Below are 16087 nucleotides of genomic sequence, written 5' to 3'. Positions count from 1 at the left end.
GATAGAAGTGTAAATGAGTGAGAATCTGATGAATCCGGATTTGCAAGTGAATATTGAAGAGGCTGATAGCAAAGGTACTCACAGATACAAGAGGTTATTTGTTGGACTGATTGGGGGAGTACTGGTGGTGCTCGGGGTATTGGCAGCACTGGTGGTGTATGTGGATCCATTTTTCCATTATCATGCTCCGCTCCCGGGATTTCCGTACATTGTAGACAATCAGCTGAGTCAGAATCCCGGAATGGCCGAAAATATGACCTACAATGGATGTATCATCGGGTCCTCCATGACAGTTAACTTTGATACAGATGATTTCAGGGATATTCTGGGGTATGATACCTTGAAGCTAAGTTATAGCGGGGCGTATCCAAGGGATGATTACAATATTCTGTCGATAGTGTTTGATGAGAACACGAGAGCAAGGCGGATAAATCCTATGGGAGCTGTGTTTTTTGCTCTGGATATTCCCACAATGACGGCGGATACCATGGAGACCAAGTACCCGCTCCCGGGATATTTGTACGATAACAATGTGCTCAACGATGTGAATTATGTGCTGAATAAGGACGTGATCCTGCAGTATATCATGCGGCCGTTGATTCAGCGAAAGGGCTCAGATTTGTCGGAGATATACTTCAGCTGGTGGACACCGGATTACTACAACATACAGTGGGTTATGCATACCTATGAAGAACCGGAGAAGTCACCGGTGACTTACGGGAAGGATGATGTGCTTCCGGCTACGGAGGAGAATCTGAAGGAGAATATACTGCCGTTTGTGGAGCAGCACCCGGAGACGCAGTTTTACTTCTTTTTCCCGCCCTATAGCATTTTGTATTGGCACAATCTACAGCAGGAGGGCTTCTATGAAGCGGCTTATGCGCAGTATCAGTATGTGGCGGATGAGCTTCTGAAGTATGACAATGTGCATTTGTTCTATTTCCAGACGATGGAAGAGGTCACGGACCTCAATAACTATGCGGATTATTCCCATTACAAACCCGACATCAACAGATTTATGGTAGAATGCTTTAAGAACGGTGAATATGAGGTTCACTCATCGGAGGAGATGGCGGAGAATCTTAGGAAGATGCGGGGAATTGTGGAAGGATTTGACTACGATGAGCTGCTGTCGCAGGATTGGTGAAATGGATATGAAAAGGAAGGACATGTGTAATGAGTAAAGATAGAGACGAGAGAGATGAACTGTTTGAAGAAGAAATTGACTTCGACGAGCAGGGTGAGGAATTCGAAGAAGATGACAGGCGTGAAGGACGTAGGGCGGGGGCCAAAGGCGGAAGAGATGACCGGAACGGTATTCCTTCCTGGGTGTATATAGTACTTTTGGCGGTCATTGCGGCAGTTGTGATCTTCTCTGCATACAAGCTGATCCGCTGGAACATGGGAACTGCCAAGACTGAGGGCGTTACAGGAGAGAGCTTTGAAGTCGAGGTGCTGGATCAGATATTCCTGTTGCCGGAGGACAAGAAGGCTCTTCACGAGGATGACGGGAAGGAGACGATTCTTTTTCTGGGAAATGATATCCTGACTTATTACAAGGACGAGAATGGATTTGCGCAGCAGGTGGAGAAGAAGCTTGGCGCTAACGTGATCAATGCCGGATTCCCGGCTTCTACTGTGGCGCTTAAGGATGCAAGCGGAAGTGAACCTATCGATGCTTTCAGCTTCTATAACGTCGCCAAGTGCATAGTGAATGGTGATTGCAGCGAGCTTGTGCAAGCGTCAACGCAGTTTGAGGATTCCACATATGATAAGAATGCCGAGGCACTGGCTGCTCTTGATATGAGCACAGTTGATACTCTGGTTGTTTTCTACGATGCGCAGGATTATATCAGCCTTCGTATCGGTATGAATCCTGATGATGACTCGGATCCTGTGACATACAGCGGTGCGCTGAATGCAGGAATCAAGATGATCCAGGAGAAGTATCCCTTCATAAGGATCGTGTGCATGTCATTCCCGATGTGTTATGCTTACGGCTCTGACGGATCATTGGTAAGTGGTGACAGGTTCGATTTCGGAAACGGAAGGCTCACTACATATCTGCAGTTTATGATCGATGTGTCAGGGGCTACCGGTGTGTCTTTTGTGGACAATTACTATGGAACCATTCATGAGGATAACAGCTCCAGCTGGTTATTGGATAATATACATGTTAATGCGGACTGTAATGCGTTTATGGCGGATCATTTTATAAGGGTTATTTATCCGGAGTGATAAAGCTGTTGGGGGACGGGTAATGCCGGTTTATACTAAGCTATTTGTGACTTTCTTTTTTGCTATATTTTTGACCGTAAATATGGTACGGAGGATTTGGAATGAAAACAAATCCTTCTGTACCTTTATTTCTAATATCCTTCTTTTGGGAGCAAGTATCGTTTTTTACTGCTGGTCCAACCTGCGGTTCATTCTTTTTCCTATAACAATCGGGGTGATAAGTTATGTTTCAGGGATCGTTCTGGGCAGATGCCACTCTTATAAAAAGTCGATAATTCTTGCATTTGCAGGACTTGAATTGCTTCCTCTACTTGTTTACAGGCTTGTGGGACTTCGGACAGATTTATTTGATGTACCTACAGAAGAATTGATCATTCCACTTGGACTTTCATTCTTTACACTTCAAGCGGTGACGTATACGCATGGAGTGTACAAAGGTACTTTAAGTGCTGAAAGGAATCCGCTGATTGTATTGCTTTTCGTTAGTTTTTTTCCATGTGTGTCTAGTGGACCAATTGCCAGAGCTGAAAAGCTTCTTCCACAATTTGGGGAGTATAAGGTGTTCGATTATGATGAGATCACAGATGGGCTAAGGCTTATGGGATGGGGACTTTTAAAGAAACTGGTGATCGCGGATAATTTGGCCACATACATTCAGGCAGTAAGAGGTGCTGAAGGAGAGAAATATGGAATGGCCTTGCTGCTGGCGGCGCTTCTGTATTCTTTTCAGCTGTATCTTGATTTCTCAGGTTATTCCGACATTGTGATAGGATGTGCGAATGCTCTTGGGTATGAGTTGGGGAAAAACTTTGATCATCCGTATCTGTCTGTATCCATTGGCGAGTTTTGGAGGAGATGGCATATCTCGTTGAGTAGTTGGTTAAGGGATTTTGTTTATATTCCCCTAGGCGGTGGTAGAGTTGGCGCGCTCCGCAAGAATTTGAATACTTTGATCACTTTTGCGGTAAGCGGGCTATGGCATGGAGCAGGTATTACATGGATTGTATGGGGATTGTATCATGGCATTTGTCTGTGCATTGAGAATATTTTGGGAATCGGGAAGAATGTCATTGTGAGTACTCCAAGGAGATGGCTACGGATTTTCTGGACCTACGTTATTGTAACCTTCGGGTGGATCATATTTGCATCCGACAGCCTTCATGAGGTGGCTGATACTATTGTGTCATTTGGACGAATTCCTTCGGAAATGGCTATGATTGTGGCTGATGGTATTGCTGTCAATAGAGTTTTGATGGTGCCACATGGATTTAATTTGGCACTAAGCCTTGTTTTTTTAGTTGGATATTTGGGTATTAGTGGGACTACGTATAGGAACTCAGGGCTTAAGTTAATAAAGAGCAAGAAACCAGTGATTAGGTGGGGGGGCTATTTTGCACTTGCTCTTTTGATTTTGTTTTTTAGCGCGGAGAACAGCGGAGAGTTTATATATAACAGATTCTGATTGGGATGCAAAGATTATGAAGAAACTATTGGCTAAGCTTTGTCTTTTTATTATACCTGCGTTTATCTATTTGGGGGCTAGCATTTATATTGATGCATATAACGTGTTCCATGTAGACAATATCAGACTTACTTATGTAACACCAAATCAAAACTTTATTAAGACAAAGTATGTTTTGAATAATAAGGATAGGTTTAATGCATTTGTTTTGGGGTCTTCCAGAGCAGGAAATTTGCCATTAGACGGACTCCCGAAGATGGGGCCGGAAGGACAGAAACTTCATTGGTATAACATGACTTACGCTATGGGATGTCCGGAGGAAAACTATCAGACGGTAAGGACTTTTCTGGATAATGGAGTGAAGATTGAAGAGCTGGTTATTCTTGTGGATGAGATTTCTATGTGGAGAAATGCTTTTGAGGGCACAGGTGATCTTATATTTGCTACTTATCAGACCTACGAGGAGAACCCGCTAAAGTTTTATTATGCATACATCAAGCAAAAACCACTCTTAAAGTTGTTGCCTGCGGTGATTGAGAATGATCTGGCTGAAGAAGGAAGTGAAGTGTTGTTGAAGAAATCCTTATTCTATGAATATGGCGTTGGTGAGGCTAACACAGATATGGCAATAGGTAGCCCGACCAATATGTTTGAGCCAGAGAGATCACTAGAGTATACGGAGGCATCGACTTCAGTTGAGTCAGTGCGCCGGTTGAAGGAGTTTTGCGATGAGAATGGAATTGAGCTTCTTGTGATCACGAGTCCTGTTTTGGAAAGTACATATAGACAGGGAGTTGATAACGGGTACTTGGATTTCTTGACAGATCTCGCGTCAGTAACAGATTACTATTGCTTTTCCGGATTAAATGCGTATACAAGGGAGGCAATGTATTATTTCGATGCATCGCATTTTAGGCCCTACGTTGGGCGGGAGATGGAGAAGGTGCTGTTTGGAAATGACAATGAGCGTATGAACTCAGTTTCAGAGGCGTGTAGTGTGGCGACAGTTGTACCCTTTGGTACAATAGTGACTGCGGATAATGTTGATGAAGTGATTGGTGGTCTTGTGCAGGAATTGGGAAAATAATACGGGGAATCAGGTAAGCTCCAAAAGACATGAATAGTTTATCACACTCTAAATGGGAGTGTAAGTACCACATAGTATTTATACCTAAGTTCAGGAGAAGACTTGCCCAGATTATATGCATATGCTAGCAAGTATTTCGCCGAGCATTAGGGCACCAAGCTTCGTATGGGCCTAAAGAGAAAGAGCACACTTTTGATACAACAATTGGAAAGAACTACACAAGAAGATTTATGGATACAGATCTTTTTGAGCAGATATTCCAGCGTATACTTGAAGACTGCTATCGCTTCAAGCAGGTAGATCCTACAGCTGTGTTTGCGGCTTTTTCCTTCCTGCCATTGAATTATAACCTATAAAAATGTATAATCTTCAAAGTCTAAACGTAATAGTCTCCGGAGAAATCGCCTTGAAGATAAAAAAAAAATCTCCGTGTTGTCATTTGCTTGCTCACATCTGCATTCTGTATTGTATCCGTTGCACTTGGAACGGGATATGCTTATTTGTGCGAGGACAATTACGCTTACGAGGGCGCTGTAAAAGACGTAATTGACAAATTTGTCAGCAGTACTCTGAGGGTAGCCATATACAACAGGAGCATGTACGGAATGGGACTCTCTGAAGATCCGGATGCCCCTGTCAATGTCTCCTACGCCAAGTTTTTTGACCTCAATACTGTTTCCATATCCCATGAATAGTACAAGGAAGAATATATGAGCACTTCAAAAAAAGAAATTTCAATGCCTCTATCGGGAAAGAATAAATATCTTTTTCTCCTACTGTGTTTTATAACGGCTATTGTCCCCATACTGTATCCAACCATTATGGGCAAGGGATTCTATTTTATTTCCAACGACTTCGACGAGCAGATGCTTCCTTTTCTATTCAATTTCAGAGATGCATTCGAACACGGCTTTAACACTTACTACTGGAGATTCGATCTTGGCACTCCCATGTTCTATGCCTACGGCTACTATGGTCTGGGGAGCATCTTTAGCTACCTCATATTCCTTGTTCCCAGGGCATTTATACCCTATATTGTCTCAGTTGCCGTGCTTCTCAAGTATATTGTCGCCTGCTACACCTCCTTGTTCTTTATAAGGAGATTCACGAGGACCGAGCAGGCTGCCATGGCGGGGGCTCTGCTCTACGCTTTTTCAGGGTTCCAGTGCACCAACATAGTTTTTTTTATATTCCACGACGTTACAGCCATTTTTCCCCTGATGCTGATAAGTCTTGACGATATCATAAGAGCTGACAGTAAAAGGAATCTCACAAAAGCAGGGATCTTTTTCTCTTTCTCAGTTGCCATCAACTGTCTCGCTAACTATGTGTTCTTCATCCAGAGCGTGGTGGCGGCCGTGATTTACTTCGTCTTTATGAACAGGGAAAAAATATCGGACTTCCTCAAAAGGACGCTCGTAACAGCGACCTTTGGCAGCCTTGGTGTCGGCCTTTCTGGCATAGTATTTATACCCAGCATCATCTACATCATGGGAAATGAGAGGGCAGACCGCGGCATCGACTCCAACCTTTACCTATACGACTTTAAGACCATTATATACATCTTAAAAGGGATATTCCTCCCTGGGGATATAATGCTGGATGAAACAGCTCTTCTGAATCGGGTGTGGACATCGACCTCCTGCTATCTGCCCTTTGTGGGAATGGTATTTGTTATTGCATATCTTATAAAGAATAGGGACAGACTCTCTTCGCTTGTGATCTGTCTCTTTGCGATGTCCTTTATCCCCATTGGAAACGGCGTGTTCCTGCTGTTTACCATAATCTACTCCAGGTGGTGGTACTTTCTCATACTCCTTATGGCTGCAATGTCGGCGATTGTGCTCGAGGATGCTAGGAACTACAACATAAGACTCTCAGCCCTAATACAGGCTGCCTTCATCACAGTGATTGCCACAGCAATCTGGTTTGTTAGGGATGAAGAAGGCCAGAGTCTTGTATTTCACAAAGGTAGATTTGTGGTGATGGTGCTATTTTCCCTCGTTTGCACAGGTGCAGTTCTTGTCACTGACTTACTCAGAAACAGCAAGAATGCTACTGTTCAAAAGAAGATGGCAAAAGGCTTTGCCCTTGTTATCATCTCAGGAATAATGCTATGCAGCATGATCACTCTTGGCTTTACAGAGTACATTTACAGGCGGAACGCCTATATCACCAAGGATGAGTATGTGAACATCTACAGAGCGGGGGCTATGATGCCGGATCCGGGCGAGGCCTACAGGTTCCGTAATTACAAAAATCCCATCATACTCTATAACAGGCAGGAGAATGCCGCGGGTCTGTCCGGATACTCCTCCACCACCAGCAATTCCATCATTGAATTCGATGAGCTCTTTGGCTACTGGGATGTGAGCCGAAGGGCTAACAAAGGCTTTACCGCTGGACTCCCCGAGCTCCTCGGAGGAAGGTATCTCATGCTCTCCGAGACCAACACCACGGAGCGCTACCCCGACTACATTTATTCGGAGGGGAAAAAACTCGAAGACATCTTTACGGTGGACGGTAAGAAATGGGATGTTTACGAAATGAACGCCTGCCCCATAGGTTACAGGACAAGCGCCATTATCTCTAAGAGTTCCCTCATGGAACTTCCCGTGGAAAAGAGAGGTATTGCCCTACTGTATGCCTCTGTCGTCGAAGATGAGGAAATTGAATCCCTTTCGGATATTGTTCCTGTCCTTTCTTCAGACGACATACTGAACATCATAGATGAAGATATAAAATATAGCGAAGGGGATGCACTGTTTTTAAATCCCTGCATCAAAAGAGCCACAGAAAAAAACACCGCCATGGCTCTCAAAAGTTTTGAAAGAAACAGCAGTGGTTTCAGTGCTATATCCGATTACGACACAAGATCTCTTGTTTATTTTTCAATTCCCTATGACGAGGGTTTTAAAATCACAGTAGACGGAAAAGAGACAAAAGCCATCAAAAGCGGTGGTCTTACGCTCCTCGAGCTCGAAGCAGGAGAACACCAAATCAAGGCCACTTACCATCTGCAGGGTCTCACCCTCGGTGTGCTCTCCTCATTTATTAGCGCATTTATCCTTATCACGCTATCGTTACTCATGGTTTTTAACCATAAAGATAATGACTTTTGAATCTCTAATCATTAAATGGATTTTGAAGCATGGCTATTGAAAAAGTCAGGATGACTGCGGATTCAGTCAATGTGGATGATGAATCATGGCATTTATTAAAGGCGACACGTCGGATGATGAATAAATACACTGCTTCAGAGCGAGAAACTGATCTTTATGACATCGGTGAGGGACTTACACTTATGAATATAGTTACAAAGAATGAAGCCGGCAATACAAAGGCTGTCCATACATATTATATGACCTTTACAAGGAGTCGCTTGTCCGACTCCTTGTTTTATAAGATGTGAAAATACGCCTAAAAGTAGCAGCGATTTGCCAGTGCTATGGATAAATGCTACAATCTACTATGAGATATAGTGGTTAAAGTCTGTTTACCACAAGATGTTGGTATGGGGATGAAGAGGTATGAAAAAAGGATTAGGAATTTTTAACAGAAAAACACGCAGGAGACGTCCTGCAAAGAGACAGGAAAATTACAGACGCGATGATTACTATCGCAACGACGACGCAGATTACGCAGACGAGGACTATTCCGAGGAAGATTACGCGGATGATGACTACGCCGACGAAGATTATGAAGATGAGGATTACGCAGACGATGCGGATTACGGCGATGACAACGCTGACGAAGGCTATTCCGATGAAGGCAATTCTGACGAAGAAGAACCCTTCATCGAGACTGAGTCCTGGAATGCGGAAGATGTAGATGATTACGCAGATACTGCAGCATGGGATAAGGACGATGTGGATGAGGCCATGGAGCGCGAGGACGTCGCTTCAGATAACGCTTCCAATATCATTCACGTAGCAGCATTCGAGAGAAGTCGTGAGGCTATCGAAGAAAATGAAGCGGAGTCTTCGGAGAATGATGATTTATCTGAGGATGATTCATACTCGGATGATGAGTACTATGAGGATGAAGATTATCCTGATGAAGATGACAACTACCGAGCAAACTCCGACGATGTAGAAGACCTCGACCGCGAGTACGACGAAGACGATGATGACGACGACTACCGCGATGATGAATTCGAGCGTGAGTACGGCGGTGATGACGAGGGCTACGCGGACGAAGACGATGACTACCCCGAGGACGAGGAGTTCGACAGGGAATACGATGAAGAGGATTATCCTGACGAGGACGACCGTTACTACGAGGATGATGAAGACGACCGCTACGCAGCAGCCTACGGCGCAGGACGCGGATCACGTGAAGCCGGACGTTCAAGCCGCGGCAGCCATTCAGGCCGTGACAATCGCTCAGGCCGCAGCTCTCGAAGACACTCCGGACCCAATCCTTTGGCAGTTGCCGGGGGCAAGATTGTAGACTTTTTCAAGAACACCGGCGCAGTGGAGCGTATCGCCATGTTTGTGGCAGTGCTTCTCGTGGCAGGTGGTATTGTTATGGCCAATTATTATTCCAAGGCCATGGACAGGAAGAATGAGATAGATTCTTTTGTTGAAATCGGACAGTCACTTAATGAAACCACAGTTGTGGGTCAGAGCGGACTTATTGCAATGGCTGATGCCCAGAAGGCCAAGGCTCTGGCAGCAGGTCTTGTTGCGGAAGAGGAACTTACCGAAGAGCAGATTGAGGAAGAAGTTGTAGAGGAGAACAAGACTATAAACATCAAGGTGACCCTCACCTCAATCAAGAGCGACATGAAGGTCAAGTTCATCAACTCCGAGACTAAGAAGCTCATCAGCAATGTTCATTTTGAGATTGATGTTGTGACTCCCGACGGAACAAAGATTACTTATGATGACCACGACAAGGACGGAATCATTTATAAGAAGGACATAACTGCCGGCAAGTACAAGATCACACCCAGGGCTCTTGGATCCGAGTATGAGAACTACAAGCTTGATACTTCTACCCAGACCCTTACCGTTAAGGATCAGGTAGAGATGAAGGCTGTTGATGTCAGCGACGAGATCAAGAAGGAATCCCAGATCAACGCAGCAGTTGAGGATACAGCAGAGAAGACTGTTGTTGAATCCCAGCTTACAGACACTGTTGAATGGGTTGAGAGTAATCAGAACACTTCATCAGGCAGTCAGGAGAAGTACAAGTACGAAGAGATCAACAGAAACGATATCCCTGCTCCTTACACCACAGGTAAGGCTGCAACGGGAACAAACATATACACCGCAGCAAGGACCAAGGTAGTTGCAAACAGGACTTATCTTGGCAGAACAGAAGGCGGTTCGGACAACACCGGTGAAGGCAGCTCCGGCGGAAATACCGGCGAAAGTGGCTCGGGCAATACCGGTGAGAGTGGTTCCGGAAACACAGGCGATGGTTCAGGTTCCGGTAATACCGGTGAAGGCGGCGGAACAGACAGCGGCTCCGGCGGAAATACCGGTGGTTCAGGCGATGGCTCCGGCTCCGGCAATACAGGTGAAGGCGGCGGAACAGATAGCGGTTCCGGCGGAAATACCGGCTCAGGCAGCGGGTCAGGCGCCGGCGAAGGCGGTACCACACCTCCCGTTGAAGAGATAAAGGATATGCAGGTATCCCCTTCCTCCATCACCATCAAGGAAGGTGAGGAGGCTACCATTACAGTAACAGGCCCTTCAAGCCCTTCATTCAAGTCTTCCAATGAAGCAGTAGCCACAGTATCCGGCGGCAAAGTAAAGGCAGTTAAAGCCGGTGATGCAACCATTACCATCACCGCAGACAAGTATAAAGATGCTACGGTCAGCGTCCATGTAGATACTGCAGCTGTAGAGAAGAAGACCTTCAAGATAACAAAGGCAGAGCTTGCCCTCAAGATCGGTGACAAGGAGAAGATCGCTCTTACAGAGGCACCTTCCAAGGTGAAGTACGAATCTTCCGATGCCAAGATCGCAACCGTTGCAGAAGATGGCACAGTTACTGCTGTTGCAGCAGGTACAGCTACCATCACTCTCAAGGCCGATGACTACAACGACGGCAAAGTAACCGTTAAGGTAGCTGAGGGCGACAAGCTCAAGATGGAGCTCAACGCCACAAAGCTTACCCTGAAGGTTGGCGGATCCTCCAAGATCACAGCCAAGGGTCCTGAAAAGATTACTTTCAAGTCCTCCAAGGACTCTGTTGCCACAGTGGACAAGGATGGCAAGGTTACAGGTGTCGGTGCAGGAAGCGCAACCATCACTGTTTCCGCTGACAAGTATGCCGACGCTACAGTAGAGGTTGTTGTTGAGTCCAACAAGACAGTCCTTAAGGATAAGAACGGCAACATCGTCTACGTCAAGAATGACGACGGCAGCTGGAGAGAAGCTACCTACGACGACTACTACGGCAAGAAGACTCTTTACCTTCGTAAGGAGAACAAGGAGAACACCGGCACAAGATACGGCTGGTGGACCATAAACGGAAACACTTATTACTACGACAAGAACGGAAACTATGTGACCGGCGAGCAGGTCATCCAGGGAGCCAAGTACTCTTTTAACGGAGACGGCGTGCTGTCCTCATCCTCAGGTGTCATGGGTATAGACGTCAGCAAGTGGAACGGCAGCATTAACTGGGCTCAGGTCAAGAATTCCGGTGTTAATTTCGTTATCATAAGATGCGGCTACAGAGGCTCTTCCGCAGGTGCCCTCATCGAGGATCCCAAGTTCAGGTCCAATATCCAGGGCGCAACAGCAGCAGGCCTCAAAGTCGGCGTATATTTCTTTACACAGGCGGTGAATGAGGTGGAAGCCGTAGAAGAGGCCTCCATGGCAATAAGTCTGGTGCGGGGCTATGGCCTGAGCTATCCCATCTACCTTGACGTAGAGGGCAGCGGAGGCCGCGGCGACAAGATCTCCGCAAGCCAGAGAACCGCCAACATCAAAGCATTCTGCGGAACCGTTCAGAATGCAGGCTACAGAGCCGGCGTTTACGCCAACAAGACCTGGTTTACCAGCCACATCAATACCGGATCTCTTACCAACTACAAGATCTGGCTTGCCCAGTACGCAGCTTCGGTTACCTACAACGCCACCAGATACGACATGTGGCAGTACACCTCAAAGGGCAAAATTTCCGGCATTTCCGGCAATGTAGATATGAATATCTCCTACAATTAACCTTTTAGGAGGGGCTATGGCAAGTAATGATCAGAAAAGAGAAGGAGTGGCTTTCAGCATAGGCGCCTTCGGGATTTCTGCAGCTTTTTTCCTGGGACTGGCGATTCTTGACGGACCGGTGTGGTGCGTTGACAGTCCCAGCTACACAGATATGACCTTCGTAAGGGAGCCGCTGTACCCGCTGTTTCTCTGGTGCCTTCGTGGCATCTGCAATAAACTCGGCTTTACAGCCCCCCTCTACGGCCAGGAGCGCTACCTCTTCGTAGCAGTGATCATCCAGAGCATCCTCTGGGTGATCTCAACCTATGCCCTGGGCCGCTTTGTTTACAGGCATGCCGCAAAGTCCCTCTCCGGGAAAAGAGCCATCACTTTAGGTTTCATCGCTGTCTTTTCCCAGATAGCGGTGGCGGCCTTGAACAGGTTCGTTGCAGGCAGGGGCTCTATGTATTCCGAGTCCATCATGACGGAATCCATCGCCATGCCGCTTTTTATCCTGTTTAACATCACTCTCATCGAGAGTTTCATCGATTACGACAAAAATGCCTTTGTGCGCCTTGCACTCATGGGCTTTCTTATTGCAAGTGTCCGCAAGCAGATGCTTATCACCCTGATCATCTGGGGCGGCTGCGCTTTTGTCCTCTATCTTTTTGTAAAGAGGTATCGCTCTCTCAAGAAGTTTCTTCTTGTGCTGCTTGCGATCCTCATCTCTTTTACAGCAATCAATTTAATTGACAGAACTTATAACTATGCCTTAAGGGGCGTGTTTACCGGCCATGTTGGAGACAGCAAGGGCGGTCTTAATACTGTGCTTTACACAGCACTTCCTGAGGATAGAGAGCTCTTTTCCCCGCTGGAAGAGGAGTATCCCGGCATCACCGCTCTCTACGATGAGATCTATGGTGAGTGCATAGAGCAGGGGCTCACTATCGATTCCGCACCCGGCTATGAGTTAAAAGAAAAGTCCACGATCTTTAACAGCGACTGGACAGCCATGGTTGAGCACTATGCCCTATCCTACGATGTCATAGGCTTTGATGTGGTGCTTCCCGCAGGGGACAGGTACGTGGCCCGCACCTTCCCGGAACTTGATGAAGTTCATGCTCAAATCATGGAGAACAAGGTGGAGAAGGCTCTTTTCCGGACTCTTCTTAAGGAGACTTTTCACAAGATCACAAGCGGGCAGGATAGGGGCATAGCCTACGTATTCTGGGGAAATGTCCTGAAGGCCTTTGTGATCTCCAACGCCAATGTCTATCCCAAGGTGCTGATACCGGTTTCTCTGATAATCTACGGCATTTTCCTGGCGCTGATGATATGGACGGGAATAAGGAATCTTCGTGGCAGAGGAATTCCCGAGGGGGCGGCGGACCTTTGGCAGGTTCGTGCTTGTCATGGGCTTTGTTGTCATGGCGGGGATCGTTGTGAACTGCTTTATCACAGGTTCCATGATCTTCCCCCAGGGCAGATATATGTGCTATAGCATGGGTCTCTTCTACTTGACTCTTTCTTGTGCTATACTATGTTAGTTAAACTATGTTTTTTAATACTTTAAGATGAAAGGACAGATTTCATGAGAACTTATCTGGTTACCGGTGGAGCAGGCTTCATCGGCTCGAACTACATTCACTATATGTTTAAGAAATACGGGGATGAGATCCGCATCATCAATGTGGATGCTCTGACCTACGCAGGAAACCTTGAGAATCTCAAGGACATCGAGGGCCGCGAGAACTATACCTTTGTTAAGGCTGACATCTGCGACCGCGATGCCATCAATAAGCTCTTTGAGGAAAATGATATCGACAGAGTTGTGCACTTTGCGGCTGAGAGCCATGTTGACAGGTCTATCGTCAATCCCGAGGTCTTTGTTCAGACCAACGTTCTTGGAACAGCTACAATGCTTAACGCTGCCAAGAAAGCCTGGGAGCTTCCCGATGGCTCTTTTAAAGAGGGCAAGAAGTTCCTCCACGTATCAACTGATGAGGTTTACGGCTCTCTTGATGAGGATCCCAACGCTTACTTCTATGAGACAACACCCTATGATCCTCACAGCCCTTACTCAGCAAGTAAGGCAAGCTCAGACATGCTGGTGAAGGCCTACATGGACACTTACAAGTTCCCCGCCAACATCACCAACTGCTCCAACAACTACGGACCTTACCAGTTCCCGGAGAAGCTGATCCCTCTTATCATCAACAACGCTCTTGCAGGCAAAGACCTGCCTGTATACGGAGACGGCAAGAATGTAAGAGACTGGCTCTATGTTGAGGACCACGCCAAGGCCATCGACATGGTTCAGGAGAAGGGCAGACTCTTCGAGACCTACAACGTAGGCGGACACAATGAGAAGCAGAACATTGAGATAGTTAAGACCATAATCGACGTACTCAGGGACGAGCTGGATGATTCCGATCCCAGAAAAGAGAAGCTCTCCTACGACCTTATCAAGTACGTTACCGACAGAAAGGGACACGATCGCCGCTATGCAATCGCCCCTGACAAGATCAAAAAAGAGATCGGCTGGGAACCTGAGACCATGTTCAAGGAAGGTATCCGCAAGACCATCAAGTGGTACTTTGAGCACCAGGAGTGGATGGAGCACGTTACCAGCGGAGATTACGAGAAGTACTACGAGAAGATGTACGCAAACAGATAATGGAGGAATACACATGAAGGGAATTATTCTTGCAGGCGGTTCCGGCACCAGACTTTATCCTCTGACCAGAGCCATGTCCAAGCAGATGATGCCTGTCTATGACAAGCCAATGATCTATTATCCTCTGTCAACACTGATGCTGGCAGGGATCAGAGAAGTGCTTATTATATCAACCCCGAGAGACCTCCCCATGTTTGAGGAACTCTTCGGAACCGGCGAGCAGCTGGGAATGAAGTTCAGCTACGCTGTTCAGGAACAGCCCCGCGGCCTGGCCGATGCCTTTATCATCGGCGCCGACTTTATCGGCTCGGATTCCGTTGCCCTGGTGCTTGGTGACAATATCTTTTACGGACAGAGCTTTAGTAAGCTCCTTAGGGAAGTTGCTTCCCGTGAGAGCGGAGCTACGATCTTTGGATACTACGTTCGTGACCCCAGAGCCTACGGCGTTGTTGAGTTCGACGAGAACGGCAAAGCTATCAGCATCGAGGAGAAGCCCGAGCATCCCAAGAGCAACTATGCGGTTCCGGGACTTTACTTCTATGACAACAAGGTTGTGGAGATTGCAAAGAATGTTAAACCCTCACCCCGCGGTGAGATTGAGATAACCAGTATCAACAACGAGTACCTTTCAAGGGGCGAGCTTCGGGTGGAGACCATGGGCCGCGGTTTTGCATGGCTTGACACCGGCAACCACGATTCCCTTCTTGATGCTTCGGATTTTGTGTGCGCATTCCAGAAGAGACAGGGCCTGTACATCTCCTGCATCGAGGAGATTGCCTACAAGAGAGGCTTCATCGACAAGGAGCAGCTGCTTAAACTGGCTGAGCCTCTGATGAAGACAGATTATGGAAAATACCTGGTTGAAGTAGCTAACGGACTGTAAGCACTTGCCGAGGTTCTTTTGAGGCTGGTGCGCGAGAGCGGAACTTCCTTGTGACGGGGGACACTTATGGATTCTAAGGTCTTTAGGATGGCGATCCTCACCATCATAAGCGCCTTTATTCTGGTGCTGGTGATCGTGTACGCCACCAATGCTGACAAAATAAATAGTATGTTCGGCTGGGGTAACAGGAAAGCAACCCAGACTGAAGAAGCCGCCACCGAAGCTACTGAGGAGGTTATCTACGGCCAGCAGATTGGTGATAATCTCGGTGCCTTCATGTATGATGAAGACTTTTTTGACGAGACCGAGAAGATCCCTGCTGTTGTAGTGATCCAAAAGTCGACCGGCTTAGGCAGTGAGAACACTGACGAGAGCGGTATTGCAGCTTCCACGGAGGAAGAGGACAGAGCAGGCACGGGAATGGCCGTGGTTGGAGAGCTTCAGAATCCAAACCCTGAGGGAACAGGCGAGCCGCCGGTTGATGCGGACGGCTATCTTACAACGCCGCCTACAGCGCCTCCGGGAGGCTTCGGAGAGTTTATTCCCGGCGGCAGCGTAGTGGGTTCACCATAAGCTC

13 protein-coding genes and 1 pseudogene are annotated in these 16087 nt (G+C 47.0%); all 14 read left to right on the top strand.

Annotated features, from left to right (window positions below; translation table 11 throughout):
• Positions 1-13: 13 nt before the first annotated feature.
• The 14 genes and pseudogenes from T456_RS0117520 to T456_RS0117455 all read left to right on the top strand — a co-directional run bounded on the left by T456_RS0117520 (position 14) and on the right by T456_RS0117455 (position 16083).
• On the top strand, positions 14-1147 hold the full coding sequence (locus T456_RS0117520; protein ID WP_024867301.1) for a hypothetical protein: 1134 nt from the start codon (positions 14-16) through the stop codon (positions 1145-1147).
• Positions 1148-1176: 29 nt separating this feature from the next.
• Positions 1177-2238, top strand: a complete 1062-nt coding sequence (locus tag T456_RS0117515; protein WP_024867300.1) for a hypothetical protein — start codon at positions 1177-1179, stop codon at positions 2236-2238.
• A gap of 22 nt (positions 2239-2260) precedes the next feature.
• The gene (locus tag T456_RS20635; protein ID WP_024867299.1) at positions 2261-3700 is read left to right on the top strand and encodes an MBOAT family O-acyltransferase; all 1440 of its coding nucleotides are present in this window, start codon (positions 2261-2263) and stop codon (positions 3698-3700) included.
• A 16-nt stretch (positions 3701-3716) separates the two neighbouring features.
• Positions 3717-4787, top strand: a complete 1071-nt coding sequence (locus T456_RS0117505) for a hypothetical protein (RefSeq protein WP_024867298.1) — start codon at positions 3717-3719, stop codon at positions 4785-4787.
• Positions 4788-4816: 29 nt separating this feature from the next.
• Positions 4817-4985 (top strand): annotated as a pseudogene (locus tag T456_RS24180) (IS200/IS605 family transposase); the annotation flags it as partial.
• A 32-nt stretch (positions 4986-5017) separates the two neighbouring features.
• Positions 5018-5143 (top strand): hypothetical protein, encoded by a 126-nt coding sequence (locus T456_RS23485; RefSeq protein WP_278246946.1) that lies wholly within the window; start codon positions 5018-5020, stop codon positions 5141-5143.
• A gap of 144 nt (positions 5144-5287) precedes the next feature.
• On the top strand, positions 5288-5482 hold the full coding sequence (locus tag T456_RS0117495; protein ID WP_155838132.1) for a hypothetical protein: 195 nt from the start codon (positions 5288-5290) through the stop codon (positions 5480-5482).
• 15 nt (positions 5483-5497) lie between these two features.
• Positions 5498-7909: a YfhO family protein gene (locus T456_RS0117490; protein WP_024867296.1), complete on the top strand. Its 2412-nt coding sequence runs from the start codon at positions 5498-5500 to the stop codon at positions 7907-7909.
• 29 nt (positions 7910-7938) lie between these two features.
• The gene (locus T456_RS22645) at positions 7939-8199 is read left to right on the top strand and encodes a hypothetical protein (protein WP_155838131.1); all 261 of its coding nucleotides are present in this window, start codon (positions 7939-7941) and stop codon (positions 8197-8199) included.
• Between the two features lie 118 nt (positions 8200-8317).
• Positions 8318-11971: a GH25 family lysozyme gene (locus T456_RS21685; protein ID WP_051465050.1), complete on the top strand. Its 3654-nt coding sequence runs from the start codon at positions 8318-8320 to the stop codon at positions 11969-11971.
• Positions 11972-11987: 16 nt separating this feature from the next.
• Positions 11988-13451 (top strand): hypothetical protein, encoded by a 1464-nt coding sequence (locus T456_RS0117470; protein ID WP_024867295.1) that lies wholly within the window; start codon positions 11988-11990, stop codon positions 13449-13451.
• Positions 13452-13541: 90 nt separating this feature from the next.
• A complete protein-coding gene (gene rfbB / locus T456_RS0117465) occupies positions 13542-14627 on the top strand; it encodes a dTDP-glucose 4,6-dehydratase (RefSeq protein ID WP_024867294.1) in 1086 nt (361 codons plus the stop codon).
• Between the two features lie 13 nt (positions 14628-14640).
• On the top strand, positions 14641-15510 hold the full coding sequence (gene rfbA / locus T456_RS0117460; RefSeq protein WP_024867293.1) for a glucose-1-phosphate thymidylyltransferase RfbA: 870 nt from the start codon (positions 14641-14643) through the stop codon (positions 15508-15510).
• A 66-nt stretch (positions 15511-15576) separates the two neighbouring features.
• Complete coding sequence (locus tag T456_RS0117455; protein WP_024867292.1) at positions 15577-16083, top strand: hypothetical protein; 507 nt, start codon at positions 15577-15579, stop codon at positions 16081-16083.
• The last annotated feature ends 4 nt before the right edge of the window (positions 16084-16087 follow it).

Origin of the sequence: Butyrivibrio sp. FCS014 (assembly GCF_000526935.1) — a bacterium.
Classification (GTDB): domain Bacteria; phylum Bacillota; class Clostridia; order Lachnospirales; family Lachnospiraceae; genus Butyrivibrio.
Note: the sequence above shows the minus strand (reverse complement) of the source record. Positions and strands in the feature narration are given on the sequence as shown.

Bases quoted from the DNA above. Each gene is read 5' to 3' on its own strand.
- T456_RS20635 (WP_024867299.1), top strand. From the start codon at position 2,261: ATGCCGGTTTATACTAAGCTATTTGTGACTTTCTTTTTTGCTATATTT.
- T456_RS0117490 (WP_024867296.1), top strand. From the start codon at position 5,498: ATGAGCACTTCAAAAAAAGAAATTTCAATGCCTCTATCGGGAAAGAAT.
- rfbB (WP_024867294.1), top strand. From the start codon at position 13,542: ATGAGAACTTATCTGGTTACCGGTGGAGCAGGCTTCATCGGCTCGAAC.
- T456_RS0117505 (WP_024867298.1), top strand. From the start codon at position 3,717: ATGAAGAAACTATTGGCTAAGCTTTGTCTTTTTATTATACCTGCGTTT.
- T456_RS0117455 (WP_024867292.1), top strand. From the start codon at position 15,577: ATGGATTCTAAGGTCTTTAGGATGGCGATCCTCACCATCATAAGCGCC.
- T456_RS0117470 (WP_024867295.1), top strand. From the start codon at position 11,988: ATGGCAAGTAATGATCAGAAAAGAGAAGGAGTGGCTTTCAGCATAGGC.
- T456_RS0117520 (WP_024867301.1), top strand. From the start codon at position 14: ATGAGTGAGAATCTGATGAATCCGGATTTGCAAGTGAATATTGAAGAG.
- T456_RS0117515 (WP_024867300.1), top strand. From the start codon at position 1,177: ATGAGTAAAGATAGAGACGAGAGAGATGAACTGTTTGAAGAAGAAATT.
- T456_RS22645 (WP_155838131.1), top strand. From the start codon at position 7,939: ATGGCTATTGAAAAAGTCAGGATGACTGCGGATTCAGTCAATGTGGAT.
- T456_RS21685 (WP_051465050.1), top strand. From the start codon at position 8,318: ATGAAAAAAGGATTAGGAATTTTTAACAGAAAAACACGCAGGAGACGT.
- rfbA (WP_024867293.1), top strand. From the start codon at position 14,641: ATGAAGGGAATTATTCTTGCAGGCGGTTCCGGCACCAGACTTTATCCT.
- T456_RS23485 (WP_278246946.1), top strand. From the start codon at position 5,018: ATGGATACAGATCTTTTTGAGCAGATATTCCAGCGTATACTTGAAGAC.